This window comes from Rhizobium sp. CFBP 8762 (genome assembly GCF_014841565.1).
Lineage (GTDB): Bacteria > Pseudomonadota > Alphaproteobacteria > Rhizobiales > Rhizobiaceae > CFBP-8762.
Map to the genome: position 1 here is coordinate 139,781 of NZ_JACYUD010000004.1, position 18,330 is coordinate 158,110.

Below are 18,330 nucleotides of genomic sequence, written 5' to 3' on the forward strand. Positions count from 1 at the left end.
CGGTTAATATATGTTTGCCTTCTCTCGTTTTAGAGAATATACGTGTTTCATTATGAAAAGCGCGTCCCTTCCATCACTAGCTGCAACCAACGGCTTGATAAAGCTGGGCGAAGACATCAGTGCAGCAAGAAGACGCCGCAAGATCACGCAAAAGCGTCTGGCTGATGGTGCTGGTGTGTCGTTGCCAACCATCCGACGTCTCGAAAACGGCGATCCCGGCGTCTCACTGGCCACATTGGCTATGGTCCTGGTCGTGCTTGGCGAAGGTCAGCGTCTTTCAAATCTTCTGGATGTCCGTGCAGATGACGTCGGCTTGATGCTTGCTGCGCAGCAACTCCCCCAACGTATCCGTTCACCGCGCAAGAAAGCATCCGTACATCAGTCCGAACAGGCGACAGGGACGGTAGCAGGCCTTCCTCAAACCAATGAGGAATTTGGAGAGGGATTCTGATGGCCAGAACCTACACTGTCTGCATCGGCAACGGTGGTATTGAGGTTGGCACGCTTCGATTTGAAGCTCAGGGCAATCGTGAGTTCAGCAGTTTTGAGTATGCCGACACGTGGATGGCAAACGCACGCGCATTCGCTATTGCGCCATCAATGCCCCTTGGATCGGGGCCATTCTTCTTCAAAAAGGAGTCTGATTATGTATCGGCGCTCCCTTCCCCATTGGTTGACACAACGCCGGATTCATGGGGTCGCAATCTAACCCGTAGGGATGCCCGAGAAAACCGCCAGGATACAGCACCGCTGACCGACCTGGACTATCTGCTGGCCGTCGACGACTTCAGCTGCATGGGTGCTCTACGGATCAGAGAGGTAGCAGACAATGCCCCTTTCTTGGCCGGCCAACCAGGCGGGCGACATGAAATCCCACCCATTATCAAGCTGAACGAGCTTGGCCAGTCGATCGCCAATCTGGAACGTCAAAACCCGATGACAGCCGCCGCTCTGAAGCGCTTGCGGCAAATCGGAAGTGCTCTTGGTGGCGCTCGGCCCAAATGCAGTGTGATTGACACCGATGGGTCGCTGCTTCTGGCAAAGTTTACATCACGCTATGACACCTACAACGTTGAACGGGTCGAAGTCCTTACGCTCAATCTTGCGCAGCAGTGTGGCTTGAATGCGCCCTCAGCGCGCCTCGATGTCAGCGACGGCCTGCCCGTGGCCCTGATCCGACGATTTGACCGCAACAGCAACGGGCGAGTGCCCTATATCTCGGCGCAAACAATGCTGGAGGCACGCGATGCCACGTCCGGCTCCTACACGCAGCTCGCCGAAGCCATCCGCATACACTCCGACGATCCCAAGCGTGACATGACAGAACTGTTCAAGCGGGTGGCGTTCACGATCCTCGTTTCCAACGTCGACGATCATCTCAAAAACCATGGCTTCCTCTACACCGGCAACAACCAGTGGCGATTGTCCCACATGTTTGACGTCAACCCTGCCCCAGAGCGACACCGCGAATTGAAGACGGCCATCTCGGAGCTGTCCGGTTCAGAAGCCAGTATCGAAGTGCTGGTAGAGCATGCCCCATTCTTTGACCTCAGCAACGATCAAGCGGCACGGTCCGTGTTTGCGATGGCAACGACAATATCCGAACAATGGGAAACGCTCGCCGTTCGGCTTGGCATGGATCGAAACGACATACGGACATATCGGCCAGCCTTCGAACACACTGACATGAAAAATGCCCGTGCGTTGGGGTAACGCCGAAACTTATATAAGGGTTGAAATAGGATGCCGAGTTAAGAAAAGAAATCCTTTTTTGAAATGACTGAACTATTCGCTCCAAGCTTGGCTCAGGAAGGATACAGCGATGCTCAAAACCAATACCCGCCAGGCAAACTGGCGTCGCGCCAACCCTGGCAAATATGATGCGCATCTTGCGGTTCAGCGGGCCGTGAAGGCGGGTGAGCTGACAAAACAGGCGTGCGAGGTCTGCGGAGACCGTGCCGTTGATGCCCATCACGATCGCTATGAGGAGCCATTGAAGGTAAGATGGTTATGCCGACGTCATCACATCAAGCTACACTTTTACGGCGAGGATATGTTTCCGATCAGGACTACCTTGTGAAAATCGAAAGCCTATACCTGATGGATTAAGCAGTATCAGACAATTCTTCTTGTCCATCTGTTATCCGATCGACTGGGCGGAGCTGTCAATCTCCATCCGGTTTCGTCGGGCAAAAGGGCGCTGCGAGCATTGTGAACGCCCACACGGCAGACAGATCTGCGCACTGCCCGACGGGCGATGGTTTGACGCTGACATTTCCAGATGGAGAGACAACCGAGGCAGACGGGTTCGCACCAACCTTCCCTCTCCGCCTGACCTACCACCTGAGTTTCAGGCGAAATGGACAAAGGTGTTTCTCGCCTGCGCTCATCTCGATCATAACCTTTCCAACAACCAGGCTGACAATCTTGCGGCCCTCTGCCAGCGCTGCCATCTGGCCAATGACCGCACGGAGCATCTGGCGAGACGCAGGATCACCTACCGCAAACGATGGGCGCTCGGGGATTTGTTCACTGGCACGTATTCGGCTTGATCTGTGATTTCCGCGACGTTTGGTAATACGAATCTTGCCCGGCCCTGCGGCAAGGATAAACAGTTCATTGGGATCAGTTGATGTCGCGATGCTAGATGACAAAGTTCTTCGGTTACACATGAATCTTAGCAAAGCCGATTGGCCTCAAACATCGATGATCCAATTTTCGACACGCAGTCCATTAACGCGCGAAAATTCCTTTGTATTGGCTGTCACGAGCACAGCTCCCAAAGCATACGCGTGAGCCGCGATCAGAAGATCATTGGGTCCAATAGGCTTGCCAGCAGCTTCCAGTTCCGCTCTGATACGACCATATTTCTCATCTGCAGGAACATCGAGCGCAAGCACGTTGACGCTGCTCAGGATTGCTTCGATCTGGGCCAACAGCTTAACAGATCCTTTTTTGGCGCAACCATAGCGTAACTCTGATGCGGTTATAATGCTAACGCAGACACCATCAGGTCCAACGTCAGATATGCGCTTGGAGACATGCCCTTGCGGATAGCGTGCAAGTTCGGACACAATGTTCGTATCCAACATAAACAGATCTGTCACAGATCAATGTCCTTTGAAGGCAGCAAAGAATCGTCAATCTCTGGGAACTGATCTTCCGGGCCAAGAGGCTTGAGCTCGGCTAGTACTTGAAGAAGGTTTCGACGGCGTACCGGCTCAATGATAAGCCGGTCACCGTCGCGATGGATTGTAACCCTGTCACCAGGCATCTCGAAATCAACGGGGATACGAATTGCTTGGCTTTTATTATTGCGAAACAACTTGGCTTCGCGTGGTTCTGAATAAGACTGCAGGTTGGACATAGGCATCCCTCAACATGTATATGTTTTTACATATACATGTTATCAGGAAATTTCAATGCCTCAAATTTTCCAGATCGGAAACCAAACCAAGCAATACACCAAACTATCTGAGCGTGGTCAAATCGAATAAAACGGGAAGGCAAGCTCATTACAAACGAGCAACTTGGCCAACACCTGACATCGGGCTGTCTCAGATTATAATCTATTTTACCGGATACGATTGCCAATAGGGATTGGATCGTCTTCAATACGGCCATGGTCATTAACGTCAAAAACAAAACCGCCGACAGGTTAACCCGCGAGTTTGCAACGCCGGCGAATGTGAGCCTTACTGATGCTATTATTATCGCAATGCGCGAAGCTATTGGGCGTCGCCCAACTGCCGAGACACATATCCAAACAGCGGCTCGCATACGCGAAAAATATAATCTCAAACTTTCGGATGAGGCAAAAAATCCTCTTCCGAAAGAAGTCTTCGACAAGATGTGGGAAGCATGAGCAGCCTATTATAGAAGCCTACGCATGCGATCCTTTACCGAAAGAACATTTTTTTGACGTCGGTAAATTTGGACAAAACAGTCAACACAAAACCGGCTTTGCGGCTATTTTGGATCGTATGGTATGACGATTGTGCATTCCTGCTGTTTCTGTGTTGTCTCCACTTTTTTCCGGCACTCAGCCACGTCGGTTTTGTTGGCTTCGTTGCCTTCAATCAGGTGATGCGCGTCCCGAAACATCCCCCAGATTTGCGGTTCGGTAAAATGCATGAGCCTTGCGCCTGCACGCCAGGTCGTATCGGCCATGACGACGCTGGCAACACGGGGTGCAGCTGAGGTTGGAAAGAGCCGCGGGGTGAACAACGTGAACATGATACCAAAACCAAAACACGCGATAGCAACCGCAGTTAGCCACCAGGTCTGTTGCCGATGTTGGCGCGCACTGGGAAGGCTGGAAGCAACCACCAGACTGGCCCTTTGTAGCTCCCTGGCCTGCGTTTCCAGTTGCCGTACCGCGTTCAGGACAAGCATTTCGCCGCTGCGCTCTATGACATAGGCATAGTGCTCGGCCGATGTTTGAAGGAGTTTCAAGCGCTCGATTGCTTGCAACCGTTTGTTGATGTCGTTGAGGTTTTGAACCATGTGCCCAAGATCGGCACTGTAGTCGATGGGGTTATTAAGCCCGTCGAACTGACCCAATGCGGTCTTCACATTGGATCGGATCTGCGCCATCTCTTGCCTCAAGCCAACAGCCATATGCTCCACAGTGGCCCGCAAGGCATCGAAAGCTGCCGCTGGATCGCCATCCTCATGCTCATCGTTCATCGTTTCATGGTTCCGTCTGTCATGACATGTCCAGCTTAAGCATTTCCAGTAAGGCGGAATCGCTTTTACGTCTGGAAATGCGTCAAAACAAAAGTTAGAGACCAAAATCAAAGCTTGGGCCACGACTGCGCACAGGTCCGCGCTCAGGCTTCTCGGCAACAGGCCCCGGTTTGGGTTGAGGTGTCGATTGCCGTATCCCGAGCTCCGCCTTACGATCGCGCAGGATCGCGTCAACTTCAGTATCCTTTGCCAGTGCCTGAAGAAGGCTGGCCTTCTGGCTCTGAATGGTGTCTTCGGCTTGTAAAGTTTCTCGATCAGACAATCCATGGGGTTGTATCTTCAGCTCTTGCCACTGTTTGACAAAGCGATCGGCACGAACGGCCGGATCTGCCAGTGCCGCACGCTCCTGATGGATGCCGGCGACAAGCTGGCTGCTACGGGCACGACCGGTCATCTGCTTCAGCGCCTGCGCCATCCGCCGGTCATGCTTCACCGCTGAGCGCAGGAGATCGACCGATCCGGGCTCAACCTTGTCAAGCGCCTGAGTGGCGGCCAACATTTCCCGTGTGTGGCCCATGAGAACAGGCAGGTCCCGGTCCTTCTGCCGCTCTATCGCATCACAGGCCCGTGCGTAACGGTCAACGGCCTGCTCGAATGGACTAAGCAATTTGGCGTCTTGTGCCAGTACGCCATTGCCTTTGGGTGCCTTGCTTCCAACGGTTCCAATACCTTTACCAATACCTGGACCGATACCCAGTTTGAGCCCGGCAAACATTGTGCGTCCTGGTTTGTCCGTCTTGCGTTGCACACCTGGCGCATCCCCGGGCTCTCGCTGGAGGTCAGGACGCAGGACGCAGGACGATCTCACTGTCAATGCCGAACATCTGCGCAATCCCGCGACGCTCGGCAAAGGCCTGGCTATAATCCAGCGTGGTCTCCTTGGCACCCGAGCGAGACAGGCGGCTTTCGAGCTGGCGATACACCATGTCCTCTGCATCAAGCACTGTCCAGGAATGACGCTCAATCGTGCGGCCACTGGCAAGGAGCACCGGCGTCGATCCGTCCTCCACCAGAGAGATCGTTTGACCAATCGCAGGCTGCGCCTGTTTCATGGCCCGCTCCAGATCGACGCCCCAGACGGTTTTGCGCTGCCCTTGCGCTGTTTCTAGTGTCACAAAATAGCTGGCACGGTTGCCCGCCTTATGCTGGTAAGGCGCAACACCGTGAGCTACCAGAACACCGGCGTTGCGATCGCCAAATTCTTGCCGACTGGCATAGAGACCGACACTGTCGCGATGGCGGGTCATGGCAACGTAGGTCAGATGACGATCCATCGTTCCGGACGCCAGAACAAATGCACGATCCACTGTCGCACCCTGATTTTTGTGAATAGTCGTAGCATAGCCATGATCGATGGCTTGATAGGCGTCCATGTCGACAGTAACGAACGAACTGTCACGACCATCAAGTTTGACGATCATTTGAGACCCAGATCCCGATTGATCGGCGCTGACCTGATGGACTGTGCCGAGAACGCCGTTCTTGACACCGAGATCACGATTGTTTTCCAGAAACACGATGCGATCACCCGGTGCGAAAGCACGGGCCCCGTCGCGGGTCGCAAAGGTCAGTTCTCCGTTTTCGACTCCCTTGGCAAGTTCACCCTTCTCCTGAAGGCAAGCACGAATATCCTGGTTGAGGGCACACACATCGACACGGCGATGCGCCATGGCAGCCCGGGTGCCACCGGAACGGCTCTCCAGATCATGGATGTAATCGCGCACGATCTGCGCCCGTGCGGTCTCATTGGTCTCAGCCATGTGGATATGTCCATGGCTGCGGTAAGCAAGGCCCTCGGCCGTCTTGTGGGTTGCAAAGGCAACCGATGCCTGCCCTTGCCACTGTGTGCGCTGACGGCGAATGGCGGAAAGCTCGGCGTAACCGACCACTTCGGTGATCGCCCGAAACGGCACCCCTGCCCCAATGGCCTGCAACTGCTCATGGTCCCCGACCAGAACAATCTTGGCGCCGCGCTGTTCTGCTTCTTGGACAAAGCGGGCAAGCTGGCGGCTTCCCACCATCCCCGCCTCGTCGATCACAAAGACATCCCTCCCCCAGCATGGACCTGCTTTTGCCGTTCGGGTTCTTCCAACTGTTCGACCAGGATGCCAATGTCCGCGAGACAATCCCCGACGAGTCCTGCAAACCTTCTGAAGCCTTGCCCGACAGAGCTGCACCATGGACCCGGTACCCCTGCGCCTCCCACGCCTCCCTGGCGGCCGCCAGCATGGTGGATTTGCCAGCGCCGGCAAACCCCACCACAGCCGCAATCCTCTGTGGCCCGGTGATGTGCAGGATTGCCGAGCGCTGTTCAGGCGATAGTCCGGCTGTCTTATCCCCGGTGCTGGCCTGAATGGCCCGGTCCTGCCGTTCCAGCGCCATGGTCACATGCCGCCGATCGACACCATGCGTGCAGGCCTCATGGAGCCTGGTTGCCGCCTCCCCCATGTCGTGCTCGACCGCAACCATGTCACGCGTCGAATACCTTGCGCGTTGCACCTCACCCGTATGGCTGTTGATGGATTCCGGTTGCAGCTCAATCAGTGACGCAGACGCCAGCACCGTTGCAAACGCATTCTGGAAAGCCTGAGCATCGTCGTTCAAATACCGGTGGAGCGTACGGGCAATATCATGGCGATCAAACACGCTTTTCTCACCCGTGATTATCTCCAGAACCTGCTCTGATTGCTCGCGGATAATGGCAGCATTGCGCTCGGCTGCCTCATCGGTCAGGCGTGACCGTTCCACCTCCGCTCCGTTGCGCGCCATCTGTGTTGCATGGAAACCCATATGGGTGGTTGGCTCGATCTCAAGACCACGGTCTGCATGCGAGCGATGATCGATGAGAAGTTCAAAACCCGCTTTTGCCAGATAAGTGTTGGCAATACTCTCCCAGCATTGGCGAATGTCGCGCAGTTGCATATCGGTGGTCGCCAAACCCTGTTCCAGCAGCCAGCCATTCTTGCGCTCCAAGTTGGTTTTGTCACCGAGACCAGTTGGCGTGACCTGCCGTGTGGTCATCATCACATGGGCATGATGGTTGCGTGGATCGCCTGCCCTCGTTGCGCCTCCCTCCTTCGGTGGAGCATGAATGGCAAAATCGACGGCAGTGCCATAGCGATTGGCAAGTTCACGGGCAAACTCTCGTGTCATCGCCAGCCGCTCATCCGATGACAGTTCATGCGGCAAGGCAATCTCGAACTCGCGCGCAACCCGGGCATCTCTGCGGTGCTCAGCCATCTCTGCTGTATTCATGAGCACAGACCGATCCAGCGCCCAGGCAAACTGCTGCTTGCGGTCCGCACCGCCGGCAACATCGCTTAGAACGATTTCGCAATGCTTGATCCCCTGTTTGCGGGTATAGTCATGGGTGAGACCGTTGCGCTGATTGGTCAGACACACGCCACAGCGATAGGCAGCCGACGCCACGGCGCTGCGCCCGCTGGCGCGCGCAATCGGCTTCATGCTGCAGTGATAGATTGCCAAGCGTGTCTGCCTTCTCAGTCAACGACTCATGCATCTGACTTGGCCCCCAAGTCGTAAGTGCGCCCTTGTAACCTCATTCGCTTCACTCAATCGGCCACGGTGTGGCAACTGATCGACACTTAGAGATACACAAGGCTAACAATTAGCTCATACAAATACTATGTTCAATGCATATCTAATACGATAATAATACCGACGCTCTGCCGCAGTCAGCGACACACCAAACGACCCGCGAAAGGACGAAAATGGCGCGCAAAAGTATCGAGCAGCGACTGGCTGAGATTGAAACAAGACGAGCTGATCTAAAGGCGCGTCTGATCAAACAGGAGCGTAGCAATGATACGCGGCGAAAAGTTCTGATCGGTGCCTTTGTTCTCCATCATCTGAGCAACGACAAGGATCCAGAATTTACAAAACGGTTGTCAGGTTGGTTGCGGCGTGAACTCCCGACGTTCTTGACGCGGGATAACGACAAGGCCTTGTTTGACGATCTGCTCAAGCCTGAAGATACCACCGTAAAGAACAATCATGTTGGCCACGATCTGATCTAGCGACTGCAAGCTAGCAATGGCTGGGGCATAGCGTATAAGAAACATATGGTTATTGTTTCGAGGGGCCAACACCATAACGCGTTACGCTCCCGATCGTCATTCCCACAAAATCAAACAGTGCTTTAACGTGATGCTGAGTGGCTGCACGCTACTGTGCAGTTGATCAACTGCATCAGATCACCAGATTCAATGAAAATCGGCCAACGATGTTGCCAGATCCACCAGTTTGCGGCGCACATCCGGGGAGTGGATTCTGGTAAATGCCAAATTGAGTTTTCGCCCCTCATCCGTCGTCAGGAAGTCAATAACAGACTGAAGCGTGAAGGCGTTTGTGTGCTGATGATCGACTGGTAGATTCAGATTTCCAAACAGGGCAGCGACAGGAATATTCAATGCGACTGCAATCCGGTCAAGCCTACTGGCGCCAACCCGGTTCAAACCGCCTTAGCGCTGCCGTAGATGATCAGAGCGGTAGGACGATGGGCTTTCTCAAAAAGCTAAAATCGAAGGTCGGCGGAGTTGATGACGCGGGTGACCTGAGATTTCCGGAAAAACGCATCACGTGCTTCAACCGTGTTTTTGGCGTGGTTGTGCAAAAATCCCATCGCTGGCAGCAGGAACGCTATCAGTCCGCCTTCGGCGAGATGCGACAGCGCCTTCCAGCTAAATGCCCAGGCATCCTCGCCGCCCGGCATGGGATGGCCTGTTTTCCTGCTCCACTGCACGGACGAACGAGACGGACCGCGTCGGCTGGTCCACGGCGGATTGCCGATGATCACCTCGTACCGGGGGCCATCAGGCGGCACTTCGAAAAAATCTCGGCACACAAGGGTCTTGCCCCAGAGTTCTGGAAGCAGTTTTCCCCGGGTGATGAGTTTGCGGATGTCGCGTGGGGATACCTCTTCAAGGAGTGCTACGTAGAGCGAGAACACGGCGACCCGAACGGCGCCGCTATTCAGATCCCAGCCATGGATCTGACTGAGCAAGGACAGCAGTGTCTTCCAGGCAATCGACTGTGTCTTGTGCTTGGCGCGCCAATGTTCACACAGCCTGGAACGAGCGGACGAGGAAAACGCCTGAACCGCAAGCGGGGTCGAGGAAGTTTCCGGTCGTCCGTGTCGCATCCGGCAACATTTCCCAGGCTTGGGAAACGACGGTGTCGGCGAGGAACATCGGGGTATAGTAGGCGCCGTTGGCGCGGCGTTCAGCCTCGCGCTCACCCAGGAAGCGATCGTAGACGGCGCTGACCAGTTCGATCGGGATATAGCGGAAGTCATAGCCCCAGAACCGTTGCTGGCCTGAACGTGCCATTTCTTCACGGCCTGATCGGAACCGCGCCAGGATCGTCAGATGGGCAGACGTGACTTCGGGTGTCTCGCCCATGGGCTCGAAAGAGCATGGCGCAACGAACAGATCGCCGTTGAAATCGGCATGCAGCGTCCGGAAGAAGGAACGGAAGAGGCCGGCGTCTCCGGTTTCCAGCAGCGCCGAGAAACTCTCGGCGGTCTTATCGGATACGGCCGCAATATAGGCGGGGGTTACAATCTCCCGGTCTTCAAGATAGGCGATAAACATCGCCTGTATGAGCAAGGCTTGCGCCGCATCGGGGGCGAGCGCGGCCTTTTGCAGGAGGTCGTGGGACGCATTCAGATTGTCGAGGAGAACCTGATCGATGCGTTCCTTTGGCGGGAAATACTCGCCGTACTCTTTCCAAAGACGTCCGGATTCCGCGCCGTAAATGAGATTCTGAAATCTCAGGGCTTCGGTCGTCAAGCTGAGGCTGTCGATAAGGCAGCGGGCCTCAAAGGCGTCGCCTGGATCGCTAAGCGGAGTGCGAGCGAGCGAAAACGCTCTGAGCGTATCGTCGGCGATGACCAGCAACAGGCTTGCCAGGCCCTGATTCTACAAAGCGCCGTGAAGGTCGACTATTGCGGCACGATCATAATTATCGGCTTCCAGGATTGCGACAGTCGGGACGCCCTGAACGCAGAAGATCGCTGATACACCCATTTCTGTGAGGGCGGCTCGGATGGCCGGCGCATGCGGCACATTGCTGACGGCCTCGGCTGACTCGTAGAGTTCAGGCGAGCGCCTATGTGTAAGCCCCAAGCGGTCTTTCCATTCCGGTGCCAACGTGGATGGCAAAATGGTGGTCATGCTCGTTTTCCACGTCGTTCAGTTTGCGGGCCGATCGCAGTGGGGGGAAACTTCAAACAGCCTTGACCCAGATCGGCTTCGGTAGCCGTAAGCGCCGACTGCAAGCGCGACACGATGGGTCCACAAGGAACGCATAAGGTGGCGGCGTCTGGCGACGGACGCGCAGACGACCCAATGTCAACGAGACGGATGCTATCAGCCTCGATCAGCGCAACACAAGTTTCCAGCGCGAGCCAAGACTTGCCGCGACACTCCCTGATCAGTTGATCGAAACGGCCCCCAACCGTGCCGACGCGGATGCCGAAATCTCTGACCAGTTCAGCCACGATCGCCATCGCGACGACGTCGCCAGGTGTGAAGCTTGGGGCATGCCCCTTATGGGCGGCTAATGCTGGGATGGCATCCCGCCACGTGCGAAAGGCGTCCACTGAAATGGAAAGTAGCTCGCGAATCTGGCTTTGAGTGTAACGCATGTGCCCTACTTAGCTCGGAAAGCTCCCCATATCAATACGGGGTAAGCCCCGCATCTGTGTTTGGTTTGTTCTTGCCGAAAATACTCTTCATCGCAGGGCGCACGGCTGTAGTTGCAGTCGACCGGAGCCGAATGCCACCTCCGCCGATCGAGGTGGCTATCTTCTCGTTAATCCAAACTGCTCAAACACCTCATTCAAACGACACGAAGTAGTTCTTTTCCATAATGCTCGCGTACAAATTGACGAATTATTGTCTCGTCCAGCGCACTGACTTGCTCAGGCTCAACCAACGTGTCGAACAGACGAAGCTGATGTTGATGTTCGACAACTGGGGAAAGAGGCACGCGGGTGGTCCCAGAGAAGAAGGACTCGATATACACATCACCAACCCAAAGCTTGGCGCGATCCTCGTCAAGGTGGGTAAATGAATTGTAGATCGCTTCCGGTGGAAAGTTAGTGAACTGGTCGCGATGAATACCCATCCGGACAAATCTAAGGTGCACCGGGCACTGAGGCCAAGCGTTTAGGTCCAACATCCATTTCGTGGGATCGAAAAACTGTTCAGGATCCTCAATCACTCGATTTATGAGATCGAGGCGACATTCCAGCACGTCGGCGAAACCGGAGACAGTCTTCAACTGGGACTTTGCCTCATTCGGATTTGATCCATAAAGGCGCAAGGCCGCCTCAACATGTGACGAGAGTTCTACATGCCCAGCCCTCAGCGCATCCTGGTGTTTGGTGACGCCCATCTTGCTTTCGAAATGCGCCAAGAGTTCAAGCGGCCCCATGTGGTTGGGAAAGACATCATCCCAGTCCTGTCGAGCCGCCTCGATTAAAGTGCTGAGGCGGGCGGGTGCGCTGCCTTTCGCGCCATCATTTTTACATCCCGTCATTATCCAGAACGCCACTAGCTTCATCTTTGGAAAGTCAATTGCTTCAGGCGCAAATCCTTCGTATCGGCCGCGACTACCGAAAAACGTTAGCATTTCAAAGAAAAACCGCGTGAAGACTGTTCCCTCTTCCGCAAGCTGCCAGGCGAACTCGAAGCCCTCTTTAATCCCGTAAGTCTTGATAACCGCCTGCAATTGCGTGTTCAGAGCCGAGAACTCCAAAGCGAATCTGGGGGTAAACCGCAGCTGATCGAGTGCTGTTGGGTCTGGTCCATTGCGCAGCGGAACGAGTGCTGCTTGGTCTGCTTGGACTACCTCGAGTATGAGGCGTTCTTGCTCGTCGGCCTGCGCTTTGTTCACCGCAACCAGCATTGCCCTGTTTTCGTTCAGGCAATGCCTCTTTCGCAGCATCCTCGGGAACCAAAACCGGTTGCGGTCTAACGGGAAAAGCGGTTGCAAATCGTCGCGGATGCGACCGCGACTTTGAGTCGACAGGCCTGCCCAACCCGTAAGCGGGAACGGGATGACGTCATGATCTGGAGAACGCAGTAACTTGGAGACAAGTGGCGCGGCGTTCATGAACATGCGACGGCGAAACCAACTGGCGAGGAGGAGATCCCGATTGAGAAGGTAATCGTGGAAATGTCGCAATTCATGTTCGACGATCGTTCCAGCGGACATCAGATTAAACCGTGTCTTGCCATCTCCGGAGAGCGCCGGCGGGCGCCCTACGTGACGCCACGCTGCCTCAAAGTGCTCGAATTGCTCTGGCGAGAAAAACCGGATGTCGATAGCCGGTAACGTCGGTGTAAAGCCCCCATAGTTGTGTTCAGCCATTGCTATCCCAGAAAGGGCAACGCTTGTTTCACCGCTTGTGCGACTTCTTCGTCCGTCTTATCGGCCAAGTCGATCAGAACTCGTCCTGTAGGACCGATCACCTCAATTTTTTTATTCTTCGCGCCTGACGCCGCCTTCAGCAGAAGCTTGGCCAGATTGAAGACATCGATTGCTGCGGTGATAGCACCTACGATCGTGAGAATATCGTTTAGGTCGAAGCCAAGGCGCTCCACTTCTGCGGGCGTGCCGACCGCCTCGGTAACGTCACTAATCAAGGCCTGCTCGGTGAGGTCTTCGCGAAGCTTCCGAATAGTTGTGATTTCTCCGATAAATGAGACGCGCATTAATTCTCCTTCACATGACCTTTGTAGTGCACATTTGTTCGCTTGGCATAGTTATAGATCGGTTTAAAAAATGACAACATGAACAGGGTCAGCCCGGCGCCGGCGGTTTCAGACGCCATGGCCGTCGCATCTGCCCTTTTACGATTCGGATTGAACCCGCCTTTATTCACATCCGTCCTGATCGGATTCAGGATGAACCGTGCGACATCTTCATTCCTTACCTTATGCAAAACCCTTTGGGTGCAATTAAAACGGTGCAATGCGTCCGGCCCGCATGAAAACGGAACTGCATGATCATTGACAGGCCGATAGAGGGGAAAGCGGGCATCCGCTGCCTGTGCTCCAGGCCATGCCTTGCCGAGGCGAAAGCATCATTCCACACCGAATTTCACAGTTATGCGTGGGTGCTGCGTCAAATGTTAGCTAATTTTCGAACCCTCCGATTTAGTTAGATCGTGCGGACGGATAACAAGAAAGGAAGCCAAACAGCATGAAGTCAATAATAATTGATGCGGCCACTATTTTTGATCCTGCTAGGTTGATAGCCGTATTAGCATCTGTGGACATCAGGCACTCGGAAGTTTGGGTGTCACAGCGCTATGACCATTTCAAAGAGAAAGATTTTATTACTGGGTTCGGGACTAAGAGCAAATTTGCGCTCCTTCCAGACGAAAATGGAAGCTTCAAAGCTGACCCCTTGGGTGTACCACAGCCCAACGAAAAATTAGACCCGAACTCATATATGACGGGTCCTAAGATACTGCGCTGGGCTCTTAGTAAAGGAATGGTCGTCCCGAAAGATCTTTATAAGTATGAGGAACTCGCCGTTGAACTGGAACGAGAAAACGACATTAGCAACTTGTCCGAGGCAATCATGCTTGGGCCGCCGTCTGAATACGACATTCGGGCAGGAAAGGAAGAAACTGACAAATACCTCAAAAGGATAGGAAAGGACTCTTTAGGGCCTGAACATGCTTGGCGATTGGAGCCGTATGGAATAGGTCACGGCTTAGGGCTAATTTTAGCCGCAGCTAAAGAGGGCAGTGTCGAGCCCTTCATTAGTCATCCAAATTTTCGTGACAATATCTCGTTGCACAACTACACGTATTTTAAGCGCGAAAAACAACTTGGTTTAGCAACTGGAGAACCGGCTAAGAGACCCAGTTTTGCTCTGGACGCGTCACTCAATGAAGCCAAGAAGCTCCTTTCAAGCCCCGAGCCGGTCGATATCTCCCAAGTAGCCTTCTACATGGATCAGAAAGAAAGAGTAGAGCATATTACGGGCATTATTACAGCGTCCAAAGATCTAGAAAATAGAAATAAAGATTTGGGAATTATTACCAGCAAGTTCGTTGGAACGTATGCTTTTGACGCTTTGTTTTTTGCAGGCCTCCCCGTAACAACTGGGCTAGTATCACTGTATGATATTGGAGCTCGATTTATGCGGCCAAAGAAATAAATATTTGACGCTAAACAAATTTGTCACGCGGCGCTCCGTTGTGCCCAACAGCTGAGGATCAGTACAGCGGACAGCCCTGCCAAACATCGCTAAAAATGTTCTGGTGATCCTCATGCTTCGTCGTCCTCAAGCCCGGGCGGATCGCCTCTGTGTGAAGGCGCCGACGCCAGGTGCATGACGATATCGATCAGGCTCGGTAAAACATCAGCCGGCACGTCCCTGACCAGTAGCGCCAGCTTCGTGCGATCGTCCGCCTCTCTCTTTGTCTTTACCCAAAGATGAGGGGCGACATCGTGGAGCAGCCTGATCGGTTCGATGTCCAGCAGCTCACACAGATGGATCAACCGTGTTGCGGTCAGGTGGGATGCAGCACGCTCGTAGCGTCCGTAAACCTGTTCGGCGATCCCGACCATGCCGGCCAGTGTTTCCCGCGACAGACCGGCAGCCTTCCGCTCTCTTTTGATACTGGAGGCAAGAGCTTTCTCCAGCTCGGTGAATTGCTGGACGCCTGCAAAGCCGGGTTTCCGAAAAACCGGTTTGTTGTTGCCAGTCTCACGACTTTCGACCAACCCTCTTGATTTGATTTCCTCTGCAAGTCTCTCGGTCTTTGATGGCGTCATGCCTGCAGATCCTCTGATAACGCTTTGAGCAGACCGGCGAACCGGTCCTTGTTAGAATGGTGCGTCAGGTAGCCGGGCGGCTCGCGGCGCAGCCATTCCCCGCGGCGCTTGGAGAACTTGCAATAGCGGTCCTCGCCGAGGCGATGTGGGACAGGGGCCCCAGCAGGACCTTGTGGCGTTCATCATCCCTGCGCTCCTGTTGGCGGAGACGGGCTTTAAGAGTTTGCGCTGGACCTCGATCTGGGCGAGGCGTTCCTCAATGCACTTGCGTGCCATCGAAATGCTCCTTTCACTTTCTGGTCGCGGTGGATGCCGGTTTGAGATGGATGAGGACACCTTTCTGCGTCTTACCGGATCGGTCGATGTCGAATTTCCCTGTCGCCTCGACGAGTTCGCTGAGACGGGCAAAGCCGTAGTTTCTTGAATCGAATTCGGGTGACTGCTTTGCGACATGACTGCCGACAGCACCGAGATTGACCCAGCCTTCTTCGTCGGCGGCGGCGATCACGGCTTTGGTCAGCATATCGATCAGGATCTTGTCGATCTTGCTCTTAACGGGGGTGACTGCGACAGCCGACGCAGCGCCTTGGACCGGTGCCTCCTTCTTGACGACTTTCCGAACTGGATCTGCTGCTGCAACGACGACAGCCGGTTCGTCGATCGACGCATTAAGGACGTCGAAATAAACGAACTTGTCGCAAGCAGTGATGAAGGGACGAGGGGCTTTGCGTTCGCCGAATGCGTAGACGGTCACACCCTGTTCGCGGGTCCTCGCTGCAAGTCTGGCGAAATCACTGTCACTGGAGACGATGCAAAATTCTGAGAATCGTCCGGTGTAGAGCAGGTCCATGGCGTCGATGATCATCGCGCCATCGGTGGCATTCTTGCCGGTGGTATAGGCGAACTGCTGGACCGGCTGGATCGAATGTTCGAGCAGGCAATCCTTCCAGCCGTTGAGATTGGGCTTGGTCCAGTCGCCATAGACACGTTTGACGCTGGCGGTTCCGTAATTGGCGATCTCAGCGAGTAAGCCTTTGACGATTTCGGCGTTGCGTTGTCGCCGTCAATGATCATCGCCAGTGTTGCGTTCGCCTCTGCCATTGTATCGTTCCTTTTCCATAATTTCATTCAACAGCTTTGCGGAAACAGACGACACGACCGGTTTGGAAGAAGCCGCAGTCAGCGTCATCCTAGTGGGATCGTTTGTTTCTGATACCAGCGTCCGACCGGAAATCTCGCGTCTTATGGAACGGGCTCTGCATAGACTCCAACTCGGTATAAGTGCCCGACTTGCACTTCGATACGTTGAAGGTGAAGTGCCGCAATTTCCAGTAAGCCCCGTAGAGCGCGGCCGAGACCAGCTTGCCCAGATTTGACGATCAGGCTGGTCTCGCGGCCCAACAGGTCAGAGCACGCTAACGTTCTCAGCCTTCGATTTTCCAGTCTTGCGGTCCTGGCCATGTTCGAAAGTGACCTTGTCACCTTCTCTCAGCGACCCGCCATTCTGCAAAGCGGACACGTGAACGAACACGTCCGTTCCGCCCGTCTCCGGGGTGATGAAACCAAATCCCTTATCATCGTTGAAAAATTTTACGGTACCGGTTGCCATGACAGTTCCTTTTCAATTTTCGCAGCCTTCTGGCTCAAAGCTGTGTTAAAGTTTGCATGTCTGGGTGTGCTTTGCATCCAGGCAAACCCAACCCCGCTTAGCGGGAGAAAGAGAGTCCTATAAGCAATGAGGAATTTGAAACTAGATGTCCAAGAAATTTAAGTTTGTGAACGAAGGCGCCAAACGCGCTTTTATGGATCTGCCAACAGATATTAGAATCAATTTTTCAGGCGAGATCCGGAGAGTTCAGGAGGGCGAGGACCCGCTGGATGATTTCAAGGTTCTCAGAGGCGAATGGAAGGGCGTCATCGAGCTGCGCGAAAACGGTTCGCCCGCCTATAGAGCCGTCTACTGCGCAAAACACCTCAACACCGTCTACATTCTCCATGCCTTCACCAAGACCAGCGAAAAAGCTGATCAAAAGGAAATGGACACTGCGCTGTCCCGCTATAAGGAGATGATGGCCGAGGTCCGGGAAGCGACCCAGGCTGAAGCGAAGGCGGCTAAAGACAAAAAATCGACGAAGAAATAACACTCCGAAACTGGAGCAAGGAGAGGCCGGTTATGCGGCCTCTTTTTGTTTTTCTTCGACACGGCAGACCACGTGATGGTTGCCATCGAGCGACGGCTTGAAGCGATAGCCGAGGATTGCCAGGTAGCCAAAAAGCTTCTGGACAGAAAGGACGGCGATCTTACCGCGCACGAGTTCACTGACGCGCGACTGCGGGATGTCGAGTGCCGTGCCGATATCGGCGTTCTTCCAGCCCCGTTCCTTGAAGATAGCGACAAGCGTGTTGACGAGATCCGATCGCAACGTCAAATCCGCAGCTTCGATCGGATCGTCCGTGATCGCTTCAAAGATGTTGTCGTATTCAAGCTTTGTCATCGCACAATTCCAAACTTCAAAATTACAGAATTCTGTAAATAGGCCAAAATGACGGAGCCGTCAAGTTGGCGACGCTGGATCGTGCGAAGCGGTGCGGAACGCTGCAAGGCCCATCGCCCTTTGGCGGCCAGGTGGCTGCGCTAAAGTCTTGCTGCCAGCAAGCCCTCATCGTTCAAGCTTTCTTCCTTATGCCCGTCTCTGCGGGGTCGTTCGCAGTGCATCAGAAGCGACTTTGGCCATCCGCTGTCATGCAGAACGCAGACCCA

Annotated in this window: 21 protein-coding genes and 2 pseudogenes; 7 read left to right on the forward strand and 16 right to left on the reverse strand. The window is 54.3% G+C overall.

The window, feature by feature from the left end; genetic code table 11:
• The first annotated feature begins 10 nt into the window (after positions 1–10).
• The 3 genes from IFT84_RS11275 (at position 11) to IFT84_RS11285 (ending at position 2,080) form a co-directional block, all read left to right on the forward strand.
• Positions 11–451, forward strand: a complete 441-nt coding sequence (locus tag IFT84_RS11275) for a helix-turn-helix domain-containing protein (protein WP_197975534.1) — start codon at positions 11–13, stop codon at positions 449–451.
• Positions 451–1,713 carry a type II toxin-antitoxin system HipA family toxin gene (locus tag IFT84_RS11280; protein ID WP_192119403.1) on the forward strand — a complete coding sequence of 421 codons (1,263 nt, stop codon included), beginning with the start codon at positions 451–453 and terminating at the stop codon, positions 1,711–1,713. Before IFT84_RS11275 ends, IFT84_RS11280 begins: the two co-directional genes overlap by 1 nt.
• Positions 1,714–1,822: 109 nt before the next feature.
• A complete protein-coding gene (locus IFT84_RS11285) occupies positions 1,823–2,080 on the forward strand; it encodes a hypothetical protein (protein ID WP_192119404.1) in 258 nt (85 codons plus the stop codon).
• Positions 2,081–2,696: 616 nt separating this feature from the next.
• On the opposite strand, the gene IFT84_RS11290 is transcribed toward IFT84_RS11285, so the two are convergent.
• Both IFT84_RS11290 and IFT84_RS11295 read right to left on the reverse strand, forming a co-directional pair.
• Positions 2,697–3,107, reverse strand: coding sequence for a PIN domain-containing protein (locus tag IFT84_RS11290; protein WP_192119405.1), 411 nt, complete (start codon positions 3,105–3,107; stop codon positions 2,697–2,699).
• The gene (locus tag IFT84_RS11295) at positions 3,104–3,367 is read right to left on the reverse strand and encodes an antitoxin (RefSeq protein WP_192119406.1); all 264 of its coding nucleotides are present in this window, start codon (positions 3,365–3,367) and stop codon (positions 3,104–3,106) included. The genes IFT84_RS11290 and IFT84_RS11295 overlap by 4 nt, the downstream gene beginning before the upstream one ends.
• Positions 3,368–3,622: 255 nt before the next feature.
• On the opposite strand from IFT84_RS11295, the gene IFT84_RS11300 reads away from it, so the two are divergent.
• Positions 3,623–3,865 carry a type II toxin-antitoxin system VapB family antitoxin gene (locus IFT84_RS11300; protein WP_192119407.1) on the forward strand — a complete coding sequence of 81 codons (243 nt, stop codon included), beginning with the start codon at positions 3,623–3,625 and terminating at the stop codon, positions 3,863–3,865.
• Positions 3,866–3,969: 104 nt separating this feature from the next.
• Here the strand turns inward: IFT84_RS11300 and IFT84_RS11305 are convergent, their stop codons facing one another.
• The 3 genes and pseudogenes from IFT84_RS11305 to traA all read right to left on the reverse strand — a co-directional run bounded on the left by IFT84_RS11305 (position 3,970) and on the right by traA (position 8,235).
• Positions 3,970–4,812, reverse strand: coding sequence for a DUF6118 family protein (locus tag IFT84_RS11305; protein ID WP_192119408.1), 843 nt, complete (start codon positions 4,810–4,812; stop codon positions 3,970–3,972).
• Positions 4,784–5,464, reverse strand: a complete 681-nt coding sequence (locus IFT84_RS11310) for a hypothetical protein (RefSeq protein ID WP_192119409.1) — start codon at positions 5,462–5,464, stop codon at positions 4,784–4,786. The genes IFT84_RS11305 and IFT84_RS11310 overlap by 29 nt, the downstream gene beginning before the upstream one ends.
• A 64-nt stretch (positions 5,465–5,528) precedes the next feature.
• Positions 5,529–8,235: pseudogene (traA, locus tag IFT84_RS11315) on the reverse strand (Ti-type conjugative transfer relaxase TraA).
• Between the two features lie 245 nt (positions 8,236–8,480).
• Here traA and IFT84_RS11320 point away from each other — a divergent pair.
• Positions 8,481–8,786 carry a mobilization protein gene (locus IFT84_RS11320; RefSeq protein WP_192119411.1) on the forward strand — a complete coding sequence of 102 codons (306 nt, stop codon included), beginning with the start codon at positions 8,481–8,483 and terminating at the stop codon, positions 8,784–8,786.
• Positions 8,787–8,972: 186 nt separating this feature from the next.
• Here IFT84_RS11320 and IFT84_RS11325 read toward each other — a convergent pair whose 3' ends face one another.
• The 7 genes from IFT84_RS11325 to IFT84_RS11345 all read right to left on the reverse strand — a co-directional run bounded on the left by IFT84_RS11325 (position 8,973) and on the right by IFT84_RS11345 (position 13,490).
• Positions 8,973–9,179 (reverse strand): hypothetical protein, encoded by a 207-nt coding sequence (locus IFT84_RS11325; protein ID WP_192119413.1) that lies wholly within the window; start codon positions 9,177–9,179, stop codon positions 8,973–8,975.
• A 104-nt stretch (positions 9,180–9,283) separates the two neighbouring features.
• Positions 9,284–9,910 (reverse strand): Eco57I restriction-modification methylase domain-containing protein, encoded by a 627-nt coding sequence (locus tag IFT84_RS21335; RefSeq protein WP_197975536.1) that lies wholly within the window; start codon positions 9,908–9,910, stop codon positions 9,284–9,286.
• A complete protein-coding gene (locus IFT84_RS21340; protein WP_197975537.1) occupies positions 9,828–10,667 on the reverse strand; it encodes an N-6 DNA methylase in 840 nt (279 codons plus the stop codon). The genes IFT84_RS21335 and IFT84_RS21340 overlap by 83 nt, the downstream gene beginning before the upstream one ends.
• A gap of 21 nt (positions 10,668–10,688) precedes the next feature.
• Complete coding sequence (locus IFT84_RS21345; RefSeq protein WP_197975538.1) at positions 10,689–10,943, reverse strand: hypothetical protein; 255 nt, start codon at positions 10,941–10,943, stop codon at positions 10,689–10,691.
• A complete protein-coding gene (locus IFT84_RS11335) occupies positions 10,940–11,416 on the reverse strand; it encodes a hypothetical protein (protein ID WP_192119415.1) in 477 nt (158 codons plus the stop codon). Before IFT84_RS11335 ends, IFT84_RS21345 begins: the two co-directional genes overlap by 4 nt.
• Before the next feature lie 194 nt (positions 11,417–11,610).
• The gene (locus IFT84_RS11340) at positions 11,611–13,146 is read right to left on the reverse strand and encodes a hypothetical protein (protein WP_192119417.1); all 1,536 of its coding nucleotides are present in this window, start codon (positions 13,144–13,146) and stop codon (positions 11,611–11,613) included.
• A 2-nt stretch (positions 13,147–13,148) separates the two neighbouring features.
• Positions 13,149–13,490, reverse strand: a complete 342-nt coding sequence (locus IFT84_RS11345; RefSeq protein WP_192119419.1) for a hypothetical protein — start codon at positions 13,488–13,490, stop codon at positions 13,149–13,151.
• A gap of 490 nt (positions 13,491–13,980) precedes the next feature.
• Between IFT84_RS11345 and IFT84_RS11350 the strand changes: the two genes are divergently transcribed.
• The gene (locus IFT84_RS11350; protein ID WP_192119420.1) at positions 13,981–14,949 is read left to right on the forward strand and encodes a hypothetical protein; all 969 of its coding nucleotides are present in this window, start codon (positions 13,981–13,983) and stop codon (positions 14,947–14,949) included.
• 110 nt (positions 14,950–15,059) lie between these two features.
• On the opposite strand, the gene IFT84_RS11355 is transcribed toward IFT84_RS11350, so the two are convergent.
• The 3 genes and pseudogenes from IFT84_RS11355 to IFT84_RS11365 form a co-directional block, all read right to left on the reverse strand.
• Positions 15,060–15,569, reverse strand: coding sequence for a helix-turn-helix domain-containing protein (locus IFT84_RS11355; protein WP_192119421.1), 510 nt, complete (start codon positions 15,567–15,569; stop codon positions 15,060–15,062).
• Positions 15,570–15,858: 289 nt separating this feature from the next.
• Positions 15,859–16,670 (reverse strand): annotated as a pseudogene (locus IFT84_RS11360) (NYN domain-containing protein).
• A 304-nt stretch (positions 16,671–16,974) separates the two neighbouring features.
• Complete coding sequence (locus tag IFT84_RS11365) at positions 16,975–17,178, reverse strand: cold-shock protein (protein WP_192119422.1); 204 nt, start codon at positions 17,176–17,178, stop codon at positions 16,975–16,977.
• Positions 17,179–17,323: 145 nt separating this feature from the next.
• Between IFT84_RS11365 and IFT84_RS11370 the strand changes: the two genes are divergently transcribed.
• The gene (locus tag IFT84_RS11370; RefSeq protein ID WP_192119423.1) at positions 17,324–17,710 is read left to right on the forward strand and encodes a type II toxin-antitoxin system RelE/ParE family toxin; all 387 of its coding nucleotides are present in this window, start codon (positions 17,324–17,326) and stop codon (positions 17,708–17,710) included.
• Between the two features lie 30 nt (positions 17,711–17,740).
• Here IFT84_RS11370 and IFT84_RS11375 read toward each other — a convergent pair whose 3' ends face one another.
• Positions 17,741–18,064, reverse strand: a complete 324-nt coding sequence (locus IFT84_RS11375; protein ID WP_192119424.1) for a helix-turn-helix domain-containing protein — start codon at positions 18,062–18,064, stop codon at positions 17,741–17,743.
• Between the last annotated feature and the right edge of the window lie 266 nt (positions 18,065–18,330).